We start from the raw sequence: 19,144 nt of genomic DNA, 5'->3' as shown, positions 1-19,144 counted from the left end.
CGCCCCGGCGCCGGCATCTTCGGCGCGATCATGCCGGTGATCGTCGCGGACCTGATGCGCGGCACCGGCCGCTTCAACATTGCTCAGGGCGCCGTGATTACAGCGCAGAGCATTGGCGCGGCGCTGTCGACCGCGCTGGCGGGCCCGGTCGTCGTCCATGGCGGCTACAGCGCCGCGTTCCTGGCCTTCGGCGCGGCCGCCGTGATCGTATGCTGGCGGCTGCAGCCCGAGACCGGTGGACCGGAGGCCGCGCACCCGGATGCGGCGTCCTCGCCCGCTATCCCCGCCGAATGATTTGCTCTATCGATCCCTGATCATGTCCCTGCAAGATACCTGGCTCGCTTACGCCATCATCATTCCCGCCACCGCCGGCGTCATCATCCGCCCGTTTCGGCTGCCCGAGGCCGTGTGGGCCGTCGCCGGCGCGATCCTGTTGGTCGCGCTCGGCCTGCTGCCTGTCGCTGATGCGCTCACCGGCATCCGCAAGGGCGTCGACGTCTATCTGTTCCTGATCGGCATGATGCTGATTGCCGAGCTGGCCCGCCGCGAGGGCTTGTTCGACTATCTCGCGGCCTATGCCGTGGAGCATGCGCGCGGCTCGCCGCAACTCCTGTTCCTGTTGGTCTATGCGGTCGGTACCCTGGTCACCGTGGTGCTCTCCAACGATGCCACCGCGATCGTGCTGACGCCGGCCGTCTATGCCGCCACGCGCGCCGCCGGCGCTTCGCCGCTGCCCTATCTCTACGTCTGCGCCTTCATCGCCAATGCCGCGAGCTTCGTGCTGCCGATCTCCAATCCGGCCAATCTGGTCGTGTTCGGCGAGCGCATGCCGCATCTCACCGAATGGCTGCGCCAGTTCACTTTGCCCTCGATGGCCGCGATCGCCCTGACCTATGTCGCGCTGTGGCTGACCCAGCGCCGCGCGCTCCGTGAGGAGACGCTGCGGACCGATGTCGACAAGCCGCATCTGAGCCGCGAGGGTCGGCTCGCCGCGGTCGGAATCATGGCGATTGCCGCCGTGTTGCTGACCGCCTCGGCGCTCGACGTGCAACTGGGCTTGCCGACCTTCGTCTGTGGCGTGGTCACGGCGGCCGCGATCCTGCTGATCAGCCGGCAGTCGCCATGGCCCACGATCAAAGGCGTGTCCTGGGGCGTGCTGCCGCTGGTCGGCGGCCTGTTCGTGATGGTCGAAGGCCTGAACCGGGCCGGCGCGATCGGCCAGCTCAGCGCCTGGCTGCACCAGGGCGTTACCGGCTCACCGGCTGGCGCCGCCTGGGCCGCGGGCCTGATCACGGCGATCGCCGACAACATCGCCAACAATCTTCCCGTCGGACTGGTCGCCGGCTCGGTGGCGGCCAGCGATCACCTGTCGCATGAGGTCATCCGTGCAATTCTGATCGGCGTCGATCTCGGCCCCAACATCTCGGTGACCGGCTCGCTCGCCACCATCCTGTGGCTGACCGCCCTGCGGCGCGAAAAAATCGAGGTGTCCGCCTGGCAGTTTCTCAAGATCGGACTCGTAGCAACGCCGCCAGCGCTGATCGCGGCGCTGGCCGCAGCGATCTGACATCGATGTGATGGCGGTGGGCACGGTGACGAAGGCGGGAGCCCGCCCTACCTCTCCAGGGCACCGTTGAAGAAGTCGACGAGCCCGAATGGTGCGCTGTCGCCGAGGCAGAGCTTGAGGATTTGATGCGCGCCTGCGGCCGCCGACGAGCTGCGCGGGAATAGCGCTGCTTCGTAGATGGCGAGTGCCGCTTCGATGTCGCCGGGGTGGGCAGCGATCGCCTTGCCGAGCTCGGCGCCGTCGAACATCGCCAGGTTCGCGCCCTCGCCGGCCGGCGGCGCCAGGTGCGCGGCATCACCGAGAAGCGTCACCCCAGGCACACGGTCCCACCGATGGTCGTTCGGAAGCGTGTGGATCATGCGCGGGACCGGCGGGGTTTCGCCGTCGGTGATCAGCGCGGTGAGCGCAGGCGCCCATCCGTCGAACTCGGCCGCAATTCGCGCCGTCGCGGCGGCAGCGTCCATGAAGTCGATGCCGGCGATCCACTCGGCGGAGCGGTTCAGCGCGACGTAGGCGTGAAGAACCTGTCCTGCCTCACGGTGCGCGCAGATCCCCTGTCCCGGAGCGAGCGCGAACAATGCGCCGCCGCCGACTGCTTCGGCCGCCGCGGTGTGCCGCTCGTCGGCGTCATGCAGGTAGGTCTCAACGAACGTCGTGCCGACATATTCCGGCTTGGCGGCCGACAGCAGGGGCCGGACCTTCGACCAGGCGCCGTCGGCGCCGACCAGCAGGCTCGTGACCACGCTCGCCCCGTCCGCGAATCTCAGCTCGTGCCTGTGGTCGCCGAGGCGCACGACGCCGGTCAGCTTCTTGCCCCACTGGATCGTCTCAGCTGGCAGGGACTCGAGAAGAATCCGCCGCAGATCACCCCGCAGCACCTCGGGGCGTCGGCCGTCATCGGGCTGCGCGAGCAGCACCGTGCCATGCCGGTCAAGCACGCGCGACGCCGCGCCGCCCTCATGGATGATCTCACGGAACGCATCGATGAGGCCGGCGTCTGCGAGGGCACGTTGCCCGTCGTGCTCGTGAATATCGAGCTGGCCGCCTTGCGCCCGGGTCTCGGCAGATGGCTCCGCCTCATAGATCGTAGCCGGGATACCGTGGACATGGAGGACGCGTGCGAGCGTAAGGCCGCCGAGGCCCGCGCCGACGATCGTGACGGGTGTCGTCATCATCTGCCTTTCAAATTGACTGGAACGTCGTTCCATGAAAGTTGATTGGAACAACGTTCCAATCATGTCAAGATGATGGTCATGGCGAGCAGAACACAACGGACGGAACGGCGCGCGGATGCGCTCTCGAAGGAGAGAATCGTCGAGGCCGCGACCGAGATCCTCGACACCGAGGGCGAAAGCGCTCTGACCTTCCGCGCGCTCGCAGCTCGCCTGGCGACCGGCAGCGGGGCGATCTACTGGCACGTCGCCAACAAGAGCGATTTGCTCGCAGCGGCCACCGATGACGTCATTGCCCGTGTCATGACCGGGGTCGTGGGCGATGCAGAGCCGCGACAGGCGATCCGTGCCGTTGCCCTCGGGCTGTTCGACGCAATCGACGCCCACCCCTGGGTGGGTGCCCAGCTTTTCCGTGAACCGTGGCGGTCCGCGATGCTGCAGATCGTCGAAAGCGTCGGCGGACGGCTCCAGACGCTCGGTGTCCCCGAAAGCGCCCTGTTCGATGCCGCGTCCGCGCTCTTGAACTATATCCTTGGCGTGGCCGGGCAGAATGCCGCGAACGCCCGCCTCCTCCCGCGCGAGACGGACCGCGCGGCGTTCCTCGGAGCGGTCGCCACGCGGTGGACGCAGCTCGATCCCGCGGAGTACCCGTTCGTGCATCGGGTGGCGACGGAGCTGCGCGAGCACGACGACCGCGCGCAATTTCTTGCCGGCATCGACCTCATCCTGGCCGGGATCGGGACCATCCGATAGGCAGCGGCTGACTTGCAGCCCACCTGCCTCCTCCGAACGCAAGGAGATGCGCAACCGGCGGGAGAATATCGAGGTCGGCGCCTTGGCAGGCTCCAACCAGGCTCCGAAGGTGCGACTCGTGACGCCGCCGCCAGCGCTGGTGGCACGCTGGCGGCGTTGTGATCACGATCGGCCGATGGTCATGCCGCGGCTTCGTAGTTGACCGCAGTCTCAGCGATCTTGGTCAGCGTCTCGTCGGTCTTCCGCTCTTCATTCAGCGTCTGGTCGAGCAGCTTGGCGGCCTTCGGCAGGTTGAGCTTGAGGGCCCAGGCCTTCAGGGTGCCATAGCGCGACATCTCATAGTGCTCGACCGCCTGCGCTGCCGCAAGAAGGCCGGCGTCGAGCGCCTGTGTCCCCTTGTACTCGTCCATGATCTCCTTGCCCTCGTCGATGATGCCCTCGATCGCATCGCACTTCTTGCCACGGGCGGGCTTGCCGATCAGCTCGAAGATCTGCTCGAGCCGCTCGATCTGGCCTTCGGTCTCGTCGTGGTGCTTCTCGAACGCCGCCGCCAGCTTCTCCGACTGCGCCGCCTTGGCCATTTTCGGCAGCGTCTTCAGGATCTGCTTCTCGGCGTAGTAGATGTCCTTGAGGGTATCGAGGAAGAGCTCGTTGAGGTCTTTGTCGGCAGGCATGGTGTGCTCCTGTTGATTGTGAGCCGACAACCAGAAAGCCATACCCTAGTTCCTGCCACCGACGAGCCCGCCGCAAGAAAATCCTGCCCGGAGCGCTGTCGGCGGCCCTCCGAGCCTCTTGTAACAAAACTGTCACCCGGCAAAACTACAGCTCTTCCCTGCGGCGAGACGCCGCGATTCCGCCGATTGCCTTCAGGAGTTTTCAATGCGCCGCCCGCTCGTGCTGCTGTGCGCCGGACTGACCTTGCTGTCGTCCGGAGCCGCATTTGCGCAGAACGCCACCCCCCATAACCTCATCCTGTTCATTCCCGACGGCCTGCGTGCGCTCAAGGTGACGCCGGAGACCGCCCCGGCCATGGCCGCCGTCCGCGACAAGGGCGTCAACTTCAAGAATTCGCACTCGCTGTTTCCGACCTTCACGATGGCCAACGGCTCGGCCATGGCGACGGGCCACTATCTCGGCGACACCGGCACGTTCTCGAACACGATCTTCACGGGCTACACCTCGGCGCCGGCCGGCGGCACCGTCGTGCCCTTCATCGAGAACGACGCCGTGCTCGGCGATATCGACGAGCATTTCAACGGCGACTACCTCAACGAGGACACCATCCTGAAGCTCGCCCGCAAGGCCGGCTATTCGACCGCCGCGATCGGCAAAGTCGGCCCGACCTACCTGTTCGACCACACCGGCTGCCCTTGCAAGCCCGGCGCGACCTCCTCGATCGTGATCGACGATTCCACGGGCAATAAGAACGGCGTGCCTGTCACAGACGAGGTCAAGGACGCCATGACCAAGGCCGGCCTGCCGCTGGCGACGCCGTCGCGCGGCGACAACGGAAAGGCGGGCGACGCCAAGACGCCGGGCACGACCTCGGCCAACGTCGTGCAGCAGGCCTACATGGTCGACGTCGCCACCAAGGCGGTGCTGCCGATGTTCAAGGCCCGCAACAAGCCGTTCGTTCTGGTGTTCTGGTCGCGCGATCCGGACGGCAGCCAGCACAATCACGGCGACAGCCTCAACACCATCACGCCGGGCATCAATGGCCCGACGTCGATGGCCGGCATCAGGAATGCCGACGACAATCTGGCGGCGTTGCGCAAGGCGCTCGACGATCTCGGGCTTGCCGCCTCGACCAACATCATGGTCCAGGCCGACCACGGCTTCTCGACCATCTCCAAGGAGAGCAAGACCAGCCCATCGGCCAAGGTCAGCTACGACGACACCCCGAAGGACTTCCTGCCGATGGGCTTCCTGGCGATCGACCTCGCCAAGGCGCTTGACCTGCCGCTGTTCGATCCCAACGACAAGAACGCGGCGGTGCCCAACGGCAAGCACCCGAAGGCCGGCAACGGCGTGCTCGGCAAGGATCCAACCAAGCCCGATCTCGTCGTCGCCACCAATGGCGGCTCCGACCTGATCTATCTGCCCAACAACGACAGGAAGCTCGCCCGCCGCACCGTCAAGGCGCTGCTGGCGCAGGACTACGTCTCCGGCATCTTCGTCGACGACAAGCTCGGCGAGATTCCCGGCACGCTGCCGCTGTCGCGGATCAACCTGCAGGGAAAGGCGGTGACGCCGCATCCGGCGATCGTGGTCAACTTCCGCTCCTATGTCGCGCCGGGCTGCGATCAGCCGAGCAACTGCCAGGTCGAGGTCGCCGACACCGTGCTGCGCCAGGGCCAGGGCATGCACGGCTCGTTCGGCCGCGGCGACACCTACAGCTTCATGGCGGCCACCGGACCCGACTTCAAGGCGGGCTTCGTCGATCCCCTGCCCGTCAGCAATGCCGATGTCGGCATCACCGCGGCGAAGCTGCTCGACCTCAAGGTCGCTCCGAAGGGCAGACTGATCGGCCGCATCATGACCGAGGCGATGCCGAACGGCACCACGCCGAAGGCGACGTCGGACGTCATCAAGTCGGATCCGGCCGCCGGCGGACTGCGCACCGTGCTGAAGCTGCAGCGCGTCGGCACCCAGCGCTATTTCGACGCCGCCGGCTTCCCCGGCCGCACCGTGGGACTCGACGACGAGGCGCCGAAGAAAACGGCGGCGGCGAAGTAGTCAGTCCGCCACCTCTACGCGATCAGCAGAGTGCCCCGCGAAAGTGGGGCATTTCTGTTTCGACTAGACGTGGTGCCGTAGCCCGGGTGAGCGCAGCGATACCCGGGGAGACCGTTCCCGCATGTCGCACCGCCGATTGATTCACCGGCCGGGCGGCGCCATCAAGAGCCGTCATGCGATCGCCGCCGGTCAAAAAGAAAAGAGCGCGATGAGGTCATCGCGCTCGTCGAACTCGTGCCTTTGGATGAACGCGACGCGCTTACATGCCGATGTCGATCATCGACGGCAGTTGCGCCAGCGGCAGCACGGTGACGCCGACCAGCGTGGCCACCATCGCCATCAGCGCACGGTTGCCCTGGCGCTTGCCGCGCATCTGCTTGGCGACCCATTCCAGCGCATCGGTGCGGAGGCCCCGCGCATTGACCGGAGCCCAGCTCTCGATCGCCGTCTCCGGCGACAACGCCACGCTGCGCGGCGGCACCGGCAGGCCGGAGGCGGCCGCGGCATGATGCGCCACCGCCTTGGCGAGCAGATCCTCGAACCGGCCGTCGTCCTTGCGCTCGGTCGCGGCGGCATCGATCGCGAACAGCGCTTCGGCCTCGGCGCGGCTGACGGGCACGTCGTTGATCGCGGCAGCGCTTAGAATGCGCGCGCACCAGGCGGCGTCATCGGCATCGAGCACGCGGGAGAAATGCACGCGTCCCGCGGTGGTCGGACCCTCGCCGGTGATCACGCCGTCGCGCACGATGCCGAGCGCGAAAGCAGCGGTCTCACAGGAGGACGGTTCGAGACCATCGATGCCGATGGTTTTTGGTGCAGAGGTAGCCATGTTCTCTTCTCAGTTGCTGTGTTGACCCACCTTGTCGGCCCGCGTCTGAACGAGTGGTTAACGGTTCGAAACGGTGCTGTGGGTTTTTGTATCGGTTGCCGATTTGCCGCAGTGACCTCGATCACGGTTCAAAGCCAAGGGGCGTCAGGGGGCGGCGTGTTGCGACCAACAGATGGCGAAATCTGGGCAACCGGTCGTCTCATGGATGTTTCGCCGCAGCCCGGAAACTCAAAAGAAGTTGTTGGCCGCGTGAGCTTTGGAGCAATTATCTTCTCTTTTCCGTCAGCCAGTTCCCTTCCGCGGCGGCATTTCCTATAGTGTTTAGAAGATTTATTCCCGCCACCTGTACTGAAAGGGACTGCCATGGCTCTCCAGATCGGCTCCACTGCCCCGGACTTCGAGGCAGACACCACCGAAGGCAAGATCAAATTCCACGACTGGATCGGCGACAGCTGGGCCCTCTTGTTCTCGCATCCGAAGGATTTCACCCCGGTGTGCACCACCGAGCTCGGCGCGCTGGCGCGGCTGAAGCCGGAGTTCGACAAGCGCGGTGTCAAGCTGATGGGCCTGTCGGTCGACCCGGTGGACAACCACGCCAAATGGTCGGAGGACATCCGCGAGACGCAGGGCGCGGCGCCGAACTATCCGATGATCGGCGACACCGACTACAACGTCTCCAAGCTCTACGACATGCTGCCGGCGGCGATCTCCGGTGATCCGTCCAAGCGCACCGCGGCCGACAATCAGACCGTCCGCAACGTCTTCATCATCGGGCCCGACAAGAAGATCAAGCTGATCCTGGTCTACCCGATGACCACCGGGCGCAACTTCCAGGAAATACTGCGCGTCATCGACTCGCTGCAGCTCACGTCAAAGCACCGCGTCGCCACCCCCGCCGACTGGAAGCAGGGTGAGGACGTCATCATCGCCGGCTCGGTGTCCGACGACGAGGCCAAGACGATCTATCCGAACGGCTGGAAGGCGCCCAAGCCCTATCTGCGCGTGGTGCCGCAGCCGAAGTGAGTGCTCGAGCGGCCAGTTCATTCGCCCTTCTCGGATGGGAAGGGCGAATGCCGCCGCAGGTCCATACGGTCATGCAGGATGCGGCCGATCTCGATGATCCCACAGCCACCCACGCGGTAGAGCAGCAGATGGCGCCCAGCGCGGCCGTGTCGTGCGACATGAAGTGTGCGAACGCCGTGCATGATCTCATCTCGAGCCCTGGATCCCGCAACATCGGGACCATACGCTAGTTCTCCGATCGCGCGCAGCAGCGTGTCCCGGTACACTTCGGCCTGACGGCGACCGAAGTTCTCTACCGTCCATTTCAGGATATTCGCGAAGTCGAGCTCTGCGACGGCACTGAGACGAACTCTCCACGTCTCCTCCATCGTCAGATGCTCCCGTGCGGGCGCGGCGATCAATCGGCGCGGCTGATAAGCCTGTCCGAGAGGCCGTAGAGATAGGCTTGAAGCTCGTCCATGCTGGTGAACTCCTTGAACTCGCCGCGATCGAGCGCAGAAAAACCAGCCTGCGCGGCCTCGCGCAGGCCGTTCAGCCGTGCAGCATCTTCGGCCTCGCGCTGCTCGATCAAACGCAGCCCATCGCGCAGCACTTCAGTCGCGTTCTGGTACCGGCCGGACTCCACCAGACCTTGGATGATCTTTTCCTGATCGTCCGTCAGAACGACGTTTCGTACCGGCATCGCAAGGCCCATTGCGTGAGTTATAGGCTCACTATGCCACGGGCGACGGCTTCTGTCGCCAGGCTTCCAGACCCAGGAACGTGCTAGCCCCGTGGCGTCGCCCAGTCCGCGATCAGCAGCCCGAGTGTCGCCGACACTGCCGTCACGAACACGCCCCAGCTGATGTCGACCGCCACCACCGCCCAGGTCCACTGCTTGAGCATCGCCAGCGACGTCAGCTCGAAGGTCGCGTAGCAGAACAGCCCGAACAGCGCGCCGTAGAGCAAGGTCGAGCGCCATGTCGCGTCGGCCGTCCCGCTGACGAAGATGAGCACGCCCACGACATAGAGCAGATAGAACAGCACCGCCGGCACGGGACGGATCTCGCCCAGCATCTCGCCGACCTGCGACTGGAAGAAGCCCCTGGCGACGACACTCAGGAACGGGATGTCGAAGCCGAGCAGCACGGCCAGCGTCGCGAAATACAGAACGGCGTACCGGCTCATGCGCGGCTCCTCCCTGGTGGCTCAGCTGCCGATAACGCGGAGCGACGGCAGCCCCCGCCTGGGCCGGGCCAATCAGCCGCGGCGTTTGGCCTTGGCCTTCTTTCCACCCGGCGCCTTCGCCCGCGAGGGTCTGTCTGAATACGTCTGTCCGCCGTGGCTGGACTTGTCGCGATGCTGCTTTTTGTTCGCGAACGCCGGCTGTTGGCCGGGTTTCGCCGGCCCCTCGCGATGCGGCTTGCCGCGCGGCTTGGCGTCCCTGCCCCCGCGCGGCTCATCGCGCTGCAGCGGATGGTAGGCCGTCTCGTCCGCCTCGCGCCGCGGCGGCCGCTTTTCGGCGCGCGGCTTGTCCGGCGACGCCTGCCCCGAGGGCGCGCCCGCCAGCGGCTCGATCCGGATATTGTCCTCCTTGTCGGGACGGCGGATGTTCGCAGTGAAAGCGTCGGCGACGCGCGCGGCGATCTCGAACTCGGTCGTCGTGTCCTGGATCTTGATGGCGCCGATGTCGTGCTTGTCGATGCCCCCGCGGCGGCAGATCATCGGCAGCAGCCAGCGCGCTTCCGCATTCTTCCTGCGCCCGATCGCCGCCCGGAACCAGACGCTCGGCTCGCCCATGCCGTGGCGCGCCGACGGCTTCCCCGTCTTCGTTCGGGGCGACGGTGGCCGCTCCTCGCCGCGCGCCGGCCTGACGGTGTCGCGACCGCGATCCTCGCGCGCACGGCCACGATCCTGGCCTGGATCGAGAATGTCCTCGGGCGACGGCAGCCGCGCGCGATAGAGCCGCGCCAATGCGGCGGCGATGTCCTCGGCCGACCGCTCCGCCAGCAGCGCCTGCGCGAGCGCCAGATCCTCCGCCGTCGTCTCCTCGGTGAACACCTGGTCGTGGAGCATGCGCTCCTGATCGAGCTTGCGGATCTCATCCGCCTGCGGCGCGGCGCCCCACGCGGCCTCGATGCCGGCGAGGTTCAGCAGCGTTTCCGCGCGCCGTCGGCGGGCCGGCGGCACCAGGAGCACGCTGACGCCCTTGCGGCCGGCGCGGCCGGTGCGACCCGAGCGATGCTGCATCACCTCGGGATCATTCGGCAGCTCGGCGTGGACGACGAGGTCGAGCTTCGCGAGATCGATGCCGCGTGCTGCGACGTCGGTTGCCACGCACACCCGCGCGCGCCCGTCGCGCAGCGACTGCAGCGCCGTGGTCCGCTCGTTCTGGGTCAGCTCACCCGACAGCGCGACGACGGAAAAGCCGCGCTCCAGCAGCGCCGCCTGCAGATGGCGCACCTTCTCGCGGGTGTTGCAGAACACGATCGCGCTCGGCGACTCGTAGAAGCGCAGCACGTTGACGACCGCATGCTCGACATCGTCGGCGGCGATGCGGATGGCGCGGTACTCGATGTCGGCATGCCCGCCTTCGTCGCCCTCGACCTCGATCCGGAAGGCGTCGTCCTGATACTGTTTGGCCAGCGCGACGATGCCGCGCGGGAAAGTCGCCGAGAACAGCAGGGTCCGGCGCGTGTCCGGCGTGGTCTCGAGGATGAACTCGAGGTCCTCGCGAAAGCCGAGATTGAGCATCTCGTCGGCCTCGTCGAGCACCACGGCCTTCAGTTCCGAGATGTCGAGACGCCCGCGCCGCAGATGATCACACAGCCGCCCGGGCGTGCCGACGACGATATGGGCCCCTGCCTCCAGCTCGCGCTGCTCGCGGCGCGGATCCATGCCGCCGACGCAGGAGACGACGCGCGCGCCCGCGTGCTGATAAAGCCATGCGAGCTCGCGCTGGACCTGCAAGGCAAGCTCGCGCGTCGGCGCCACGATCAGCGCCAGCGGCGCGGTGGCCCGCTCGAACCGCTCGGCCTTGCCCAGCAGGTTGTTCGCAAGCGCCAGCCCATAGGCCACGGTCTTGCCCGAGCCGGTCTGCGCCGAAACCAGGAGGTCACGGTCGACGGCGTCATGCGCAAGCACGGCGAGCTGTACGGGCGTCGGAGTCTCATAATTGCGCTCGGCCAGAGCGCGGGCGAGCGGCGGATTCGTCGTGGGAAAGGACAAGTGACCGGAAACCTCGTTTCGATCCGGCTGCTTTACGCCATGCCGCGCCGGAACACGAGGGCCGTGAACGGTCAAATCCTGTCCTGCTCAGTGCGCCCAGCCGGGCCGGGCGATACCGATGGTCGACGGCCGCGCGGCCCGGAAGATGCGAGACGCATGGCCACCGCTGCGCCAGATCTCGGCTACTCGTCGCTCCACGGCCAATGCCAGTGACGCCAGCCCCAGTTGCGCGGACCGCTGGCGTCCATGGCCGCCTTCTGCTTGTCATCGAGCGAGTCGTAGAGCGCCTGAAACGCCGGCCGGACGATCTTGATCGCCTGCTGCATCGTGTCGAGCCGCTGCTCCGCCAATGCGAGGCGGTCGGTCGCCTTGACCGGCGGCGTCGCCGGGCAGTCCTTCGTGATCAGCTCCGCCGCCTTGGCCGATGCCGCTTTGAGATCATCGAGCCGCGCCCGCTGCGCGTCGTTCGGCTTGATGGCGGCCTCGATCTGCGACATCCGCCATTCGGCAAATCCGGCCATGCGGGGATTGCAAAGGAAGCCGAAGCCCCGGCCGCCCATCATCCCCGGCCCCATCATCATGCCCGGGCCCCAACCTGGTCCGCCCGCGCCCGGCTGGGCAAAGCCCGGTGCGGCGGTGACGGTGACGATTGCGGCCGCGAAGACCAGCGCGCGTGGATCTAATCGCATTGCAGAACTCCTTGACGTGGCACCAATGAGTTTGCGCAAACTAAGCGAGCGGCGAGATCGCATGCTTGAGCGAGATCAACGAGCCACGGACGAGCCATGGCGAATAGAGGAGATGACAAAGATACGCAGCTATCGCTGGATATGGACGTCGGCGGTCGCATCGGGCTGCGGGACGCTGGCGCATATCGGCCTGATGGAGCTCAAGAGCCGGCTTCACCTATTGCCGCAGTTCGATCCCGCCTCGGCGCTTCTCGACACGCTCTCGCCCCTGTTCGCCCGAGCGATGCACGATGGGGCGCCGCTATGGTTGCTGTCGCAGCTCAACGGAGCCTTCCTGATCGGCCTGCTGTTCGGCCGCTTCTTCCACCGCCTGCCCGGCGGCAGCGGCGTCGCCAAAGGCTTCCTGCTCGGGCTCGCCGGCTGGGTGTTGCTCGGAATCGGTTTGTTTCCCGCCATCGGCCTTGGACCGTTCGCAACGTCGCTCGGGCTGGGCGCCGGCCCGGCGCTGTTTTCGCTGGCGATGGTCGAGGCGTACAGCGTCGTGCTGGGCGCCGTGTATGCGGCCCTGCAGAGACCGGATCCGAAGGCCGAGCTTCGCCGAGTCGGAGAAAGCGATCACGTCTGAGCGCCGCCGTCTCGTCTACTTCGAAAAGACCGAAATTTTTTGCTTTCGTTTTCTCGTAAATCATGTATGATCCGCGTCGTCCCGCCCCATGCAGAGGGACGTACGCGTCGTCACGAACGTCGGGTGCGGGATGCGGTGGCCGCAGTCATGCCGGACGCGCCTTCGGCGCAGACGACCGGCATGATTGCGGACGCGAAGTCGCAGCGTCCTGACACCCCGATGCTGGTGTTACGTTCGCGACGGCGCTCGAGGCGCCGCGCGGATCATGGTGGCCAACACGCTCGGCGCACCAGGGAGACTGCGTATAAGCGTGAAGACATCGCGCAGGGAATGCCGGTTGATCGGCTTTGCCTGTGGTACCTGCCGCCTGCATTTTTTTTCGCAGGCGGGCCATGGGTGAGGCCTTCACCCGGCATTCCCTGCACCCTCTCGTTTTGCAGAGGGTAAACAGGCCGCAGAACTCGGGCTGATCATGCCGCGGGAATGCGAACGCACGTCTTCGAGATGCTCCGCACGCGCTCCGATCTCCGCTGTCGTCCCGGACAAGCCACGGCGCGCGTCAGCGCGACGCGGCGCCGATCCCGGACCCATACTCCGCAGCGGATATGATGCAGAGGGTGTCAAATGATCGGCCTGCCCCAAACCGCTCCCTTGGGGTTATGGGTCCCGGCTTTCGCCGGGACGACAGCGGAGCATGTGAGCAGCACTGAACGCGGCGTCGTATTCAATGTTGCTAGCAAACAACCGCCCCACGATCAGCAAGGTTGCGCGCCGATCGCACCGCGACCTCAAATCCGCACCGCACCAAACGCAGAGCAGCAAGCTGCATCTCCGCTGGCGCAATGGCATAGGAATTGCTGAACTCGCACATCAATTCGTCGCTTGCGGAGACCATCGAATGCTTGAAGGAGCCGAAGTCCGGCTGGCCGTCGATATCGGAGGCACGTTCACCGATATCGTTCTCGACATCGGCTGTCAGCGCCGGACACGCAAGCTGCTGACCACGCCGGCGCAGCCCGAGCAGGCCGTGCTCGACGGCGTCAGCCTCATTCTTGCCGACGCAAAGGCTCGCATCAGCGACATTGACGTCTTCATTCACGGCACCACGCTCGCGACCAACGCCATCATCGAGCGCCGCGGCGCCAAGACCGCGCTGATCGCCACTTCCGGCTTTCGCGATGTTCTGGATATTGGAACCGAGAGCCGCTACGACCAGTACGATCTCTCGATCGACAAGCCGAAACCGCTGGTGCCGCGCTCCCTGCGCTTCACCGTGCCCGAGCGCGTCGATGCCCACGGAGACGTCAGGCTGCCGCTCGACGAAGCGGCGGTGCGTGCGCTGGTGCCGCAACTGCGCACGCTCGATGTCGCCAGCATCGCGATCGCCTTCCTCCACGCCTATGCCAATCCCGCGCATGAGCGCCGCGCCGCGGAGATCCTGGCCGAGGAAATGCCGGACATGTCGATCACCTTGTCCTCGGCGGTCTGTCCCGAAATCCGAGAGTACGAACGCACGTCGACCGCCGTCGCCAACGCCTATGTGCAGCCGCTGATGGACAGCTATCTCGCGCGCATGGAGCAGGCGCTAAGGATCGAGCAGTTCCGCGGCGCGATCTATCTCGTCACGTCGGGCGGCGGCGTGACCTCGATCGCGACGGCGCGGCGCTTCCCGGTGCGCCTCGTCGAATCCGGTCCCGCAGGCGGCGCCATCTTCGCCGGCCAGATTGCGGCGCGGCTCGGCGAGCGCAAGGTGCTGTCGTTCGACATGGGCGGCACAACCGCCAAGATCTGTCTGATCGAGAACTTCGAGCCGGAGAGCTCGCGCGTGTTCGAGGTCGATCGCGCCGCGCGCTTCCTGAAAGGCTCTGGCCTGCCGGTGCGCATCCCCGTCATCGAGATGGTCGAGATCGGCGCCGGCGGCGGCTCGATTGCGCGGATCGACGCAATGAAGCGCGTCACCGTCGGCCCTGAGAGCGCCTCCTCCGAGCCCGGTCCTGCGTGCTACGGCCGCGGCGGCCAGCGTCCTGCCGTGACCGATTCCGACGTCGCACTCGGCATGATCGATCCCGACGCGTTCGCCGGCGGCACCATCACGCTCGATCCCGAGCTGTCGAGACAGGCCCTGCTCCGCGACGTCGGCGCGCCGCTCGGCCTCGATGCCGAGACCGCGGCTTATGCGGTGCATGAAGTCGTTTGCGAGAACATGGCGAGCGCGGCGCGCGTCCACGCCGTCGAGCGCGGCGCCGTGATTGGTCAGCACACGCTGATCGCGTTCGGCGGCGCCGCGCCGCTGCACGCCGCCCGCGTCGCCGAGAAGATCGGCGTCGCCAGGGTGATCGTGCCGTCCAACGCCGGCGTCGGCTCGGCGGTCGGTTTCCTCGCCGCGCCCATCGCCTATGAGCTGGTGCGCAGCCGCCATGCCCGGCTCGATGATTTCGATACGGCGCTCGTCTCCAGCCTGCTGCAGGAGATGGCGGACGAGGCGCGTGCGCTGGTCGAGCCGGGTGCGGCTGGAGCTGCGGTGCGCGAGCGCCGCGCCGCCTTCATGCGCTATGTCGGCCAGGGTCACGAGATCAATGTCGAGCTGCCGAACCGCCCGCTCACCGCGCACGACCTGCCGGCGCTGCGCGCCTCGTTCGAGGCGGGCTATGCCGCTTTGTTCGAGCGCCCGATCCCCGGCGCAGCGATCGAGGTGCTGAGCTGGTCTGTGCTCGCGACCACGGACGCGCACCAACCGCCTGCTGTCGCCGAGGTGCAGCGCAAGCCCGCGGGGCAAGCCGCCGGCCATCGCAAATTCTTCGACGGCCGCGCCGGCCGCTTCGTCGACATCCCGCTGTATCGCCGCGAGCAGATGATGCCGGGCGCCGTCATCGCGGGACCGGCCGTGATCGCCGAGGACGAAACCTCGACCTTCATCTCCAACAGTTTTGACGCACATATCGACGGTGCCGGCAGCATCGTCATGGAACGGAAGGCGGCCTGAGATGAGCCAGTTCCAAGCGACGAGCCTGATCGACCTGCAGATCATGTGGCACCGGCTGATCGCCGTGGTCGAGGAGCAGGCCCAGGTGCTGCTGCGCACCGCCTTCAGCCCGATCGTGCGCGAATGCGGCGACCTCTCCGCCGGCGTGTTCGACCTGAAGGGCCGCATGCTGGCGCAGGCCGTCACCGGCACGCCCGGTCACGTCAACTCGATGGCCGAGTCGGTGAAGCACTTCATCACGCATTTCCCGATTGCGACGATGAAGCCGGGCGATGCCTACATCACCAACGATCCCTGGATGGGCACCGGCCATCTCAACGACTTCGTCGTCACCACGCCCTGCTTCAAGGACGGCGAGCCGGTCGCGCTGTTCTCCTGCACCAGCCATCTGATGGACATCGGCGGCATCGGCTTCGGCCCCGATGGCACCGACGTATTCATGGAAGGACTGTACATCCCGATGCTGAAGCTGATCGACCAGGGCGTCGTCAACGAGACGCTGATGGCGATGATCAGAGCGAATACACGCCTGCCGGTGGACACCGAGGGCGACACCTACTCGCTCGCCGCCTGCAACGATGTCGGCTGCCAGCGCCTGGTCGAGATGATGACCGAGTTCGGCATTGCCTCGCTCGATGAGCTCGGCGACTACATCTGCGACCGCTCGCGCGAGGCCGTCCTGGCCGAGATTGCCAAGCTGCCCAAGGGCACCTGGCGCAACGAGATGGTCGTCGACGGCTACGACGCGCCGGTGACTTTGAAGGCAGCGCTGACGATCTCGGACGACGGCATCCACGTCGATTTCGACGGCACGTCGAAGGCCTCGAAGTTCGGCATTAACGTGCCGCTGTCCTACACCACGGCCTACACCGTGTTCGGGCTCGGCTGCGTCGTGGCCTCCGCGATCCCCAACAATGCCGGCTCGCTGTCGCCGCTCACAGTGTCGGCGCCATCGGGCGCGATCCTCAATGCGCCGAAGCCCGCGCCGGTCGCCTCGCGCCATGTCATCGGCCAGATGCTGCCCGACGTGGTGTTCGGCTGCCTGCGCCAGATCATCCCGGAGCGCGTACCTGCCGAAGGCACCTCCTGCCTGTGGAATCTCAATGTGCGCGGCCAGACCCGCTCCGGCGCCGGCGGCAATTACGGATTCTCGATGGCGGTGACCTCGAACGGCGGCACCGGTGCCCGCTTCGACAAGGACGGGCTGTCGGCGACCGCCTATCCCTCGGGCGTCCGCGGCACGCCGGTCGAAATTGCCGAGACGCAGACGCCGCTGATCTTCTGGCGCAAGGAGCTGCGGCCGGATTCCGGCGGCGCCGGCCGCACCCGCGGCGGCCTCGGCCAGATCATCGAGGTCGGCAGCGGCGTCGATGCGCCGTTCGACATCCTCGCCGCCTTCGACCGCATCGGTCACCCGCCGCGCGGCCGCGACGGCGGCCACAACGGCCAGGCCGGCTATGTCGGGCTCAAGTCAGGAAAGAAGCTGCGCGGCAAGGGCTTTCAGACCGTGCCGCCGGACGACCGGCTGGTGGTGCTGACACCCGGCGGTGCCGGCATCGGCGATCCCGGGGAGCGGGCCGCAGAGCTGGTGCGGAGCGATGTCGAGAGCGGACTGGTGTCGGCGGACAATGCAGCAAAGCTCTACGGACAGGCGCGGTGAGATCTCATGCCCGCCGGAACATTTGTGGCCTCATGGTTCGAGACGCGTCGCAAGGGCGACGCTCCTCACCATGAGGGTTTAGTACCGCGATCGATGCTGCACATTGACCATGAGAAAAGTCCTCATGGAGAGGATCAGCATCTTGCCGCGCAACGTACCCTCATCCTGAGGAGCCCGCCGCAGGCGGGCGTCTCGAAGGATGGCCGCGAGCATAGTGCTCGCCCAACCTTTTTCGATCTCATGCAAATAGCTCAGCAACGAACCCGGAGACACTCATGATCACGCGACGGACGTTCACGGCAGGTGCAACTACCCTGCTCGCAGCCAGCCATGTCTCAACGAGGGCACGCGCCGCAACGACGACCTGGGACATGTCCACGGTCTGGCCCGACGGCAACTTCCACACCCAGAATGCGATGGCCTTTGCCGAGGAGGTGAAGAAGCAGACGGGCGGTGCGGTCAACATCACCGTGAAGGCCGGCGGTCAGCTTGGCTTCAAAGGGCCTGAGCATTTGCGCGCCGTGCGCGACGGCCTGGTGCCGCTGGCGGACGTGCTCAACATCCAGCAGGTCGGCGACGAGCCGTTCATGGGTGTCGAGAGCATCCCGTTCCTCGCCGGCTCGATGGACGAGCTCAAGGTGCTGCACAAATATGTGCGGCCCGAATATGAGAAGATCGCGGCGCGCAACAACCAGAAGATCCTCTACATCGTGCCGTGGCCGACGCAATATCTGCACCTCAAGGCCAAGGTTTCCGACGTCGCCGGGCTGAAGAACATCAAGATCCGCGTGCCCGACAAGAACGCGGTCGACATGCTCAACGCCATCGGCATGGCCGCTGTCATGATCCCCTGGGGCGAGACGATCCCGGCGCTGGCCTCGGGCGCCGTCGCCGGCGTCTCGACCTCGTCGGTATCGGGTGTCGACGGCAAGTTCTGGGAGTTCCTCAAATACGTCTACCCGACCAACCATGTGTGGTCGTCGCAGATGCTCAACGTGAACCTGGATTCCTGGAAGGCGCTGGCGCCCGAGCAGCAGACAATCATCACCGACGTCGCCGCGAAGATGGAGCCGACCTTCTGGGCCAACTCGGTCAAGGCCGACGTCGACAGCCTCAACCGGCTCAAGGAAGGCGGCATGGAAGTCGTTGCGGTCTCCGACGCCATGATGACGGAAATCCGGACCAAGACCGCGCCGCTGATGGACGCCTTCCTCAAGCGCGTGCCCGCCGCCGAAGTGCCGGTGAAGGCCTATCTCGCCGAGATGAAGCGTGGCTGAGGGCCTCGTGGAGCCGTCGCCGGGCCAGACGGCGAGCCTCAACGCAGCGGCGCCGGCGCCGCTGCGCATCCTGCTCGACGTCATCGACCGGCTCGGCCGGCTCGATGGCTGGATCGGCGGCGGTTGCCTGCTGACGCTGACGTTGCTGATGCTTGCCGAGGTCACGACGCGGGCACTGTCGAACGTGCTGCCGTTCTTCCCGCCGACGATCTCGATCGCCTGGGAATACTCGTCCTACCTGATGGCGGCCTCGTTCACCTTCGGCGCCGCCATGACGCTCCGCGTCGGCGGCCACATCCGCGTCGTGCTGCTCCTGAAGAACGTGCCGGCACCGCTGCAGCGCGCGATGGAGGTGCTGGCGGCAGCCGCCGGCTTCGCCTTCATGGCGTTCCTGACCTGGGCGATGACGAAGTTCGCCTTTGGCTCGTTCATGCGCGGCCAGGTCTCGACCTCGAGCGACACGCCGCTGTGGTTTCCGCAGGCCGTCGTCACCTTCGGCATGCTGCTGCTGACCCTGCAATTCCTCGCGCGTGCAATCCAGGCCGCGCTGGGGCTGCCCGTGGAGGATCACCGGATGAAGGCCTCGCCGGTCGAATGAAAACGTCCTCCCTCCGTCATGCCCG

Annotated in this window: 17 protein-coding genes and 1 pseudogene; 10 read left to right on the top strand and 8 right to left on the bottom strand. The window is 66.3% G+C overall.

From position 1 onward, the window contains the following. Nucleotides 1-6: 6 nt before the first annotated feature. Nucleotides 7-294 (top strand): annotated as a pseudogene (locus tag QX070_RS14495) (MFS transporter); the annotation flags it as partial. A 22-nt stretch (nucleotides 295-316) separates the two neighbouring features. Then, nucleotides 317-1,567: an arsenic transporter gene (locus QX070_RS14490; protein ID WP_315737678.1), complete on the top strand. Its 1,251-nt coding sequence runs from the start codon at nucleotides 317-319 to the stop codon at nucleotides 1,565-1,567. Between the two features lie 47 nt (nucleotides 1,568-1,614). Here QX070_RS14490 and QX070_RS14485 read toward each other — a convergent pair whose 3' ends face one another. Beyond that, entirely contained in the window at nucleotides 1,615-2,739 is a 1,125-nt protein-coding gene (locus QX070_RS14485) for an NAD(P)/FAD-dependent oxidoreductase (RefSeq protein WP_315737738.1), read from the bottom strand. A 45-nt stretch (nucleotides 2,740-2,784) separates the two neighbouring features. Between QX070_RS14485 and QX070_RS14480 the strand changes: the two genes are divergently transcribed. After that, nucleotides 2,785-3,492 carry a TetR/AcrR family transcriptional regulator gene (locus QX070_RS14480; protein ID WP_315737677.1) on the top strand — a complete coding sequence of 236 codons (708 nt, stop codon included), beginning with the start codon at nucleotides 2,785-2,787 and terminating at the stop codon, nucleotides 3,490-3,492. A 179-nt stretch (nucleotides 3,493-3,671) separates the two neighbouring features. Here QX070_RS14480 and QX070_RS14475 read toward each other — a convergent pair whose 3' ends face one another. After that, complete coding sequence (locus tag QX070_RS14475) at nucleotides 3,672-4,166, bottom strand: ferritin-like domain-containing protein (RefSeq protein WP_315737676.1); 495 nt, start codon at nucleotides 4,164-4,166, stop codon at nucleotides 3,672-3,674. 205 nt (nucleotides 4,167-4,371) lie between these two features. Here QX070_RS14475 and QX070_RS14470 point away from each other — a divergent pair, with 205 nt between their 5' ends. After that, entirely contained in the window at nucleotides 4,372-6,228 is a 1,857-nt protein-coding gene (locus tag QX070_RS14470) for an alkaline phosphatase family protein (protein ID WP_315737675.1), read from the top strand. Nucleotides 6,229-6,487: 259 nt separating this feature from the next. Here QX070_RS14470 and QX070_RS14465 read toward each other — a convergent pair whose 3' ends face one another. After that, nucleotides 6,488-7,057 carry a hypothetical protein gene (locus QX070_RS14465; RefSeq protein ID WP_315737674.1) on the bottom strand — a complete coding sequence of 190 codons (570 nt, stop codon included), beginning with the start codon at nucleotides 7,055-7,057 and terminating at the stop codon, nucleotides 6,488-6,490. A 363-nt stretch (nucleotides 7,058-7,420) separates the two neighbouring features. On the opposite strand from QX070_RS14465, the gene QX070_RS14460 reads away from it, so the two are divergent. After that, a complete protein-coding gene (locus QX070_RS14460) occupies nucleotides 7,421-8,080 on the top strand; it encodes a peroxiredoxin (RefSeq protein ID WP_315737673.1) in 660 nt (219 codons plus the stop codon). 17 nt (nucleotides 8,081-8,097) lie between these two features. Here the strand turns inward: QX070_RS14460 and QX070_RS14455 are convergent, their stop codons facing one another. The 5 genes from QX070_RS14455 to QX070_RS14435 all read right to left on the bottom strand — a co-directional run bounded on the left by QX070_RS14455 (nucleotide 8,098) and on the right by QX070_RS14435 (nucleotide 11,976). Beyond that, the gene (locus QX070_RS14455; RefSeq protein ID WP_315737672.1) at nucleotides 8,098-8,448 is read right to left on the bottom strand and encodes a type II toxin-antitoxin system RelE/ParE family toxin; all 351 of its coding nucleotides are present in this window, start codon (nucleotides 8,446-8,448) and stop codon (nucleotides 8,098-8,100) included. Between the two features lie 29 nt (nucleotides 8,449-8,477). Then, complete coding sequence (locus tag QX070_RS14450) at nucleotides 8,478-8,762, bottom strand: type II toxin-antitoxin system ParD family antitoxin (RefSeq protein WP_315737737.1); 285 nt, start codon at nucleotides 8,760-8,762, stop codon at nucleotides 8,478-8,480. A gap of 83 nt (nucleotides 8,763-8,845) precedes the next feature. Then, on the bottom strand, nucleotides 8,846-9,247 hold the full coding sequence (locus QX070_RS14445) for a DUF2177 family protein (RefSeq protein WP_315717693.1): 402 nt from the start codon (nucleotides 9,245-9,247) through the stop codon (nucleotides 8,846-8,848). 72 nt (nucleotides 9,248-9,319) lie between these two features. Next, entirely contained in the window at nucleotides 9,320-11,287 is a 1,968-nt protein-coding gene (locus tag QX070_RS14440; protein ID WP_315737671.1) for a DEAD/DEAH box helicase, read from the bottom strand. A gap of 182 nt (nucleotides 11,288-11,469) precedes the next feature. Further along, entirely contained in the window at nucleotides 11,470-11,976 is a 507-nt protein-coding gene (locus QX070_RS14435) for a Spy/CpxP family protein refolding chaperone (protein ID WP_315737670.1), read from the bottom strand. Nucleotides 11,977-12,001: 25 nt separating this feature from the next. Between QX070_RS14435 and QX070_RS14430 the strand changes: the two genes are divergently transcribed. From QX070_RS14430 to QX070_RS14410, 5 genes are all read left to right on the top strand, one after another. Beyond that, complete coding sequence (locus QX070_RS14430) at nucleotides 12,002-12,601, top strand: DUF6789 family protein (RefSeq protein ID WP_315737669.1); 600 nt, start codon at nucleotides 12,002-12,004, stop codon at nucleotides 12,599-12,601. 898 nt (nucleotides 12,602-13,499) lie between these two features. Next, the gene (locus QX070_RS14425; protein WP_315737668.1) at nucleotides 13,500-15,584 is read left to right on the top strand and encodes a hydantoinase/oxoprolinase family protein; all 2,085 of its coding nucleotides are present in this window, start codon (nucleotides 13,500-13,502) and stop codon (nucleotides 15,582-15,584) included. Nucleotide 15,585: 1 nt separating this feature from the next. Beyond that, nucleotides 15,586-17,244: a hydantoinase B/oxoprolinase family protein gene (locus tag QX070_RS14420; protein WP_315737667.1), complete on the top strand. Its 1,659-nt coding sequence runs from the start codon at nucleotides 15,586-15,588 to the stop codon at nucleotides 17,242-17,244. Between the two features lie 275 nt (nucleotides 17,245-17,519). Beyond that, complete coding sequence (locus QX070_RS14415; RefSeq protein WP_315737666.1) at nucleotides 17,520-18,521, top strand: TRAP transporter substrate-binding protein; 1,002 nt, start codon at nucleotides 17,520-17,522, stop codon at nucleotides 18,519-18,521. Next, entirely contained in the window at nucleotides 18,514-19,119 is a 606-nt protein-coding gene (locus QX070_RS14410) for a TRAP transporter small permease (RefSeq protein ID WP_315737665.1), read from the top strand. Before QX070_RS14415 ends, QX070_RS14410 begins: the two co-directional genes overlap by 8 nt. The last annotated feature ends 25 nt before the right edge of the window (nucleotides 19,120-19,144 follow it).

This window comes from Bradyrhizobium sp. SZCCHNR1093, from assembly GCF_032381175.1.
Taxonomy (GTDB): Bacteria; Pseudomonadota; Alphaproteobacteria; order Rhizobiales; family Xanthobacteraceae; genus Bradyrhizobium.
The sequence above is the reverse complement of the archived record's forward strand: the minus strand, read 5'-3'. Positions and strand labels throughout refer to the sequence as shown.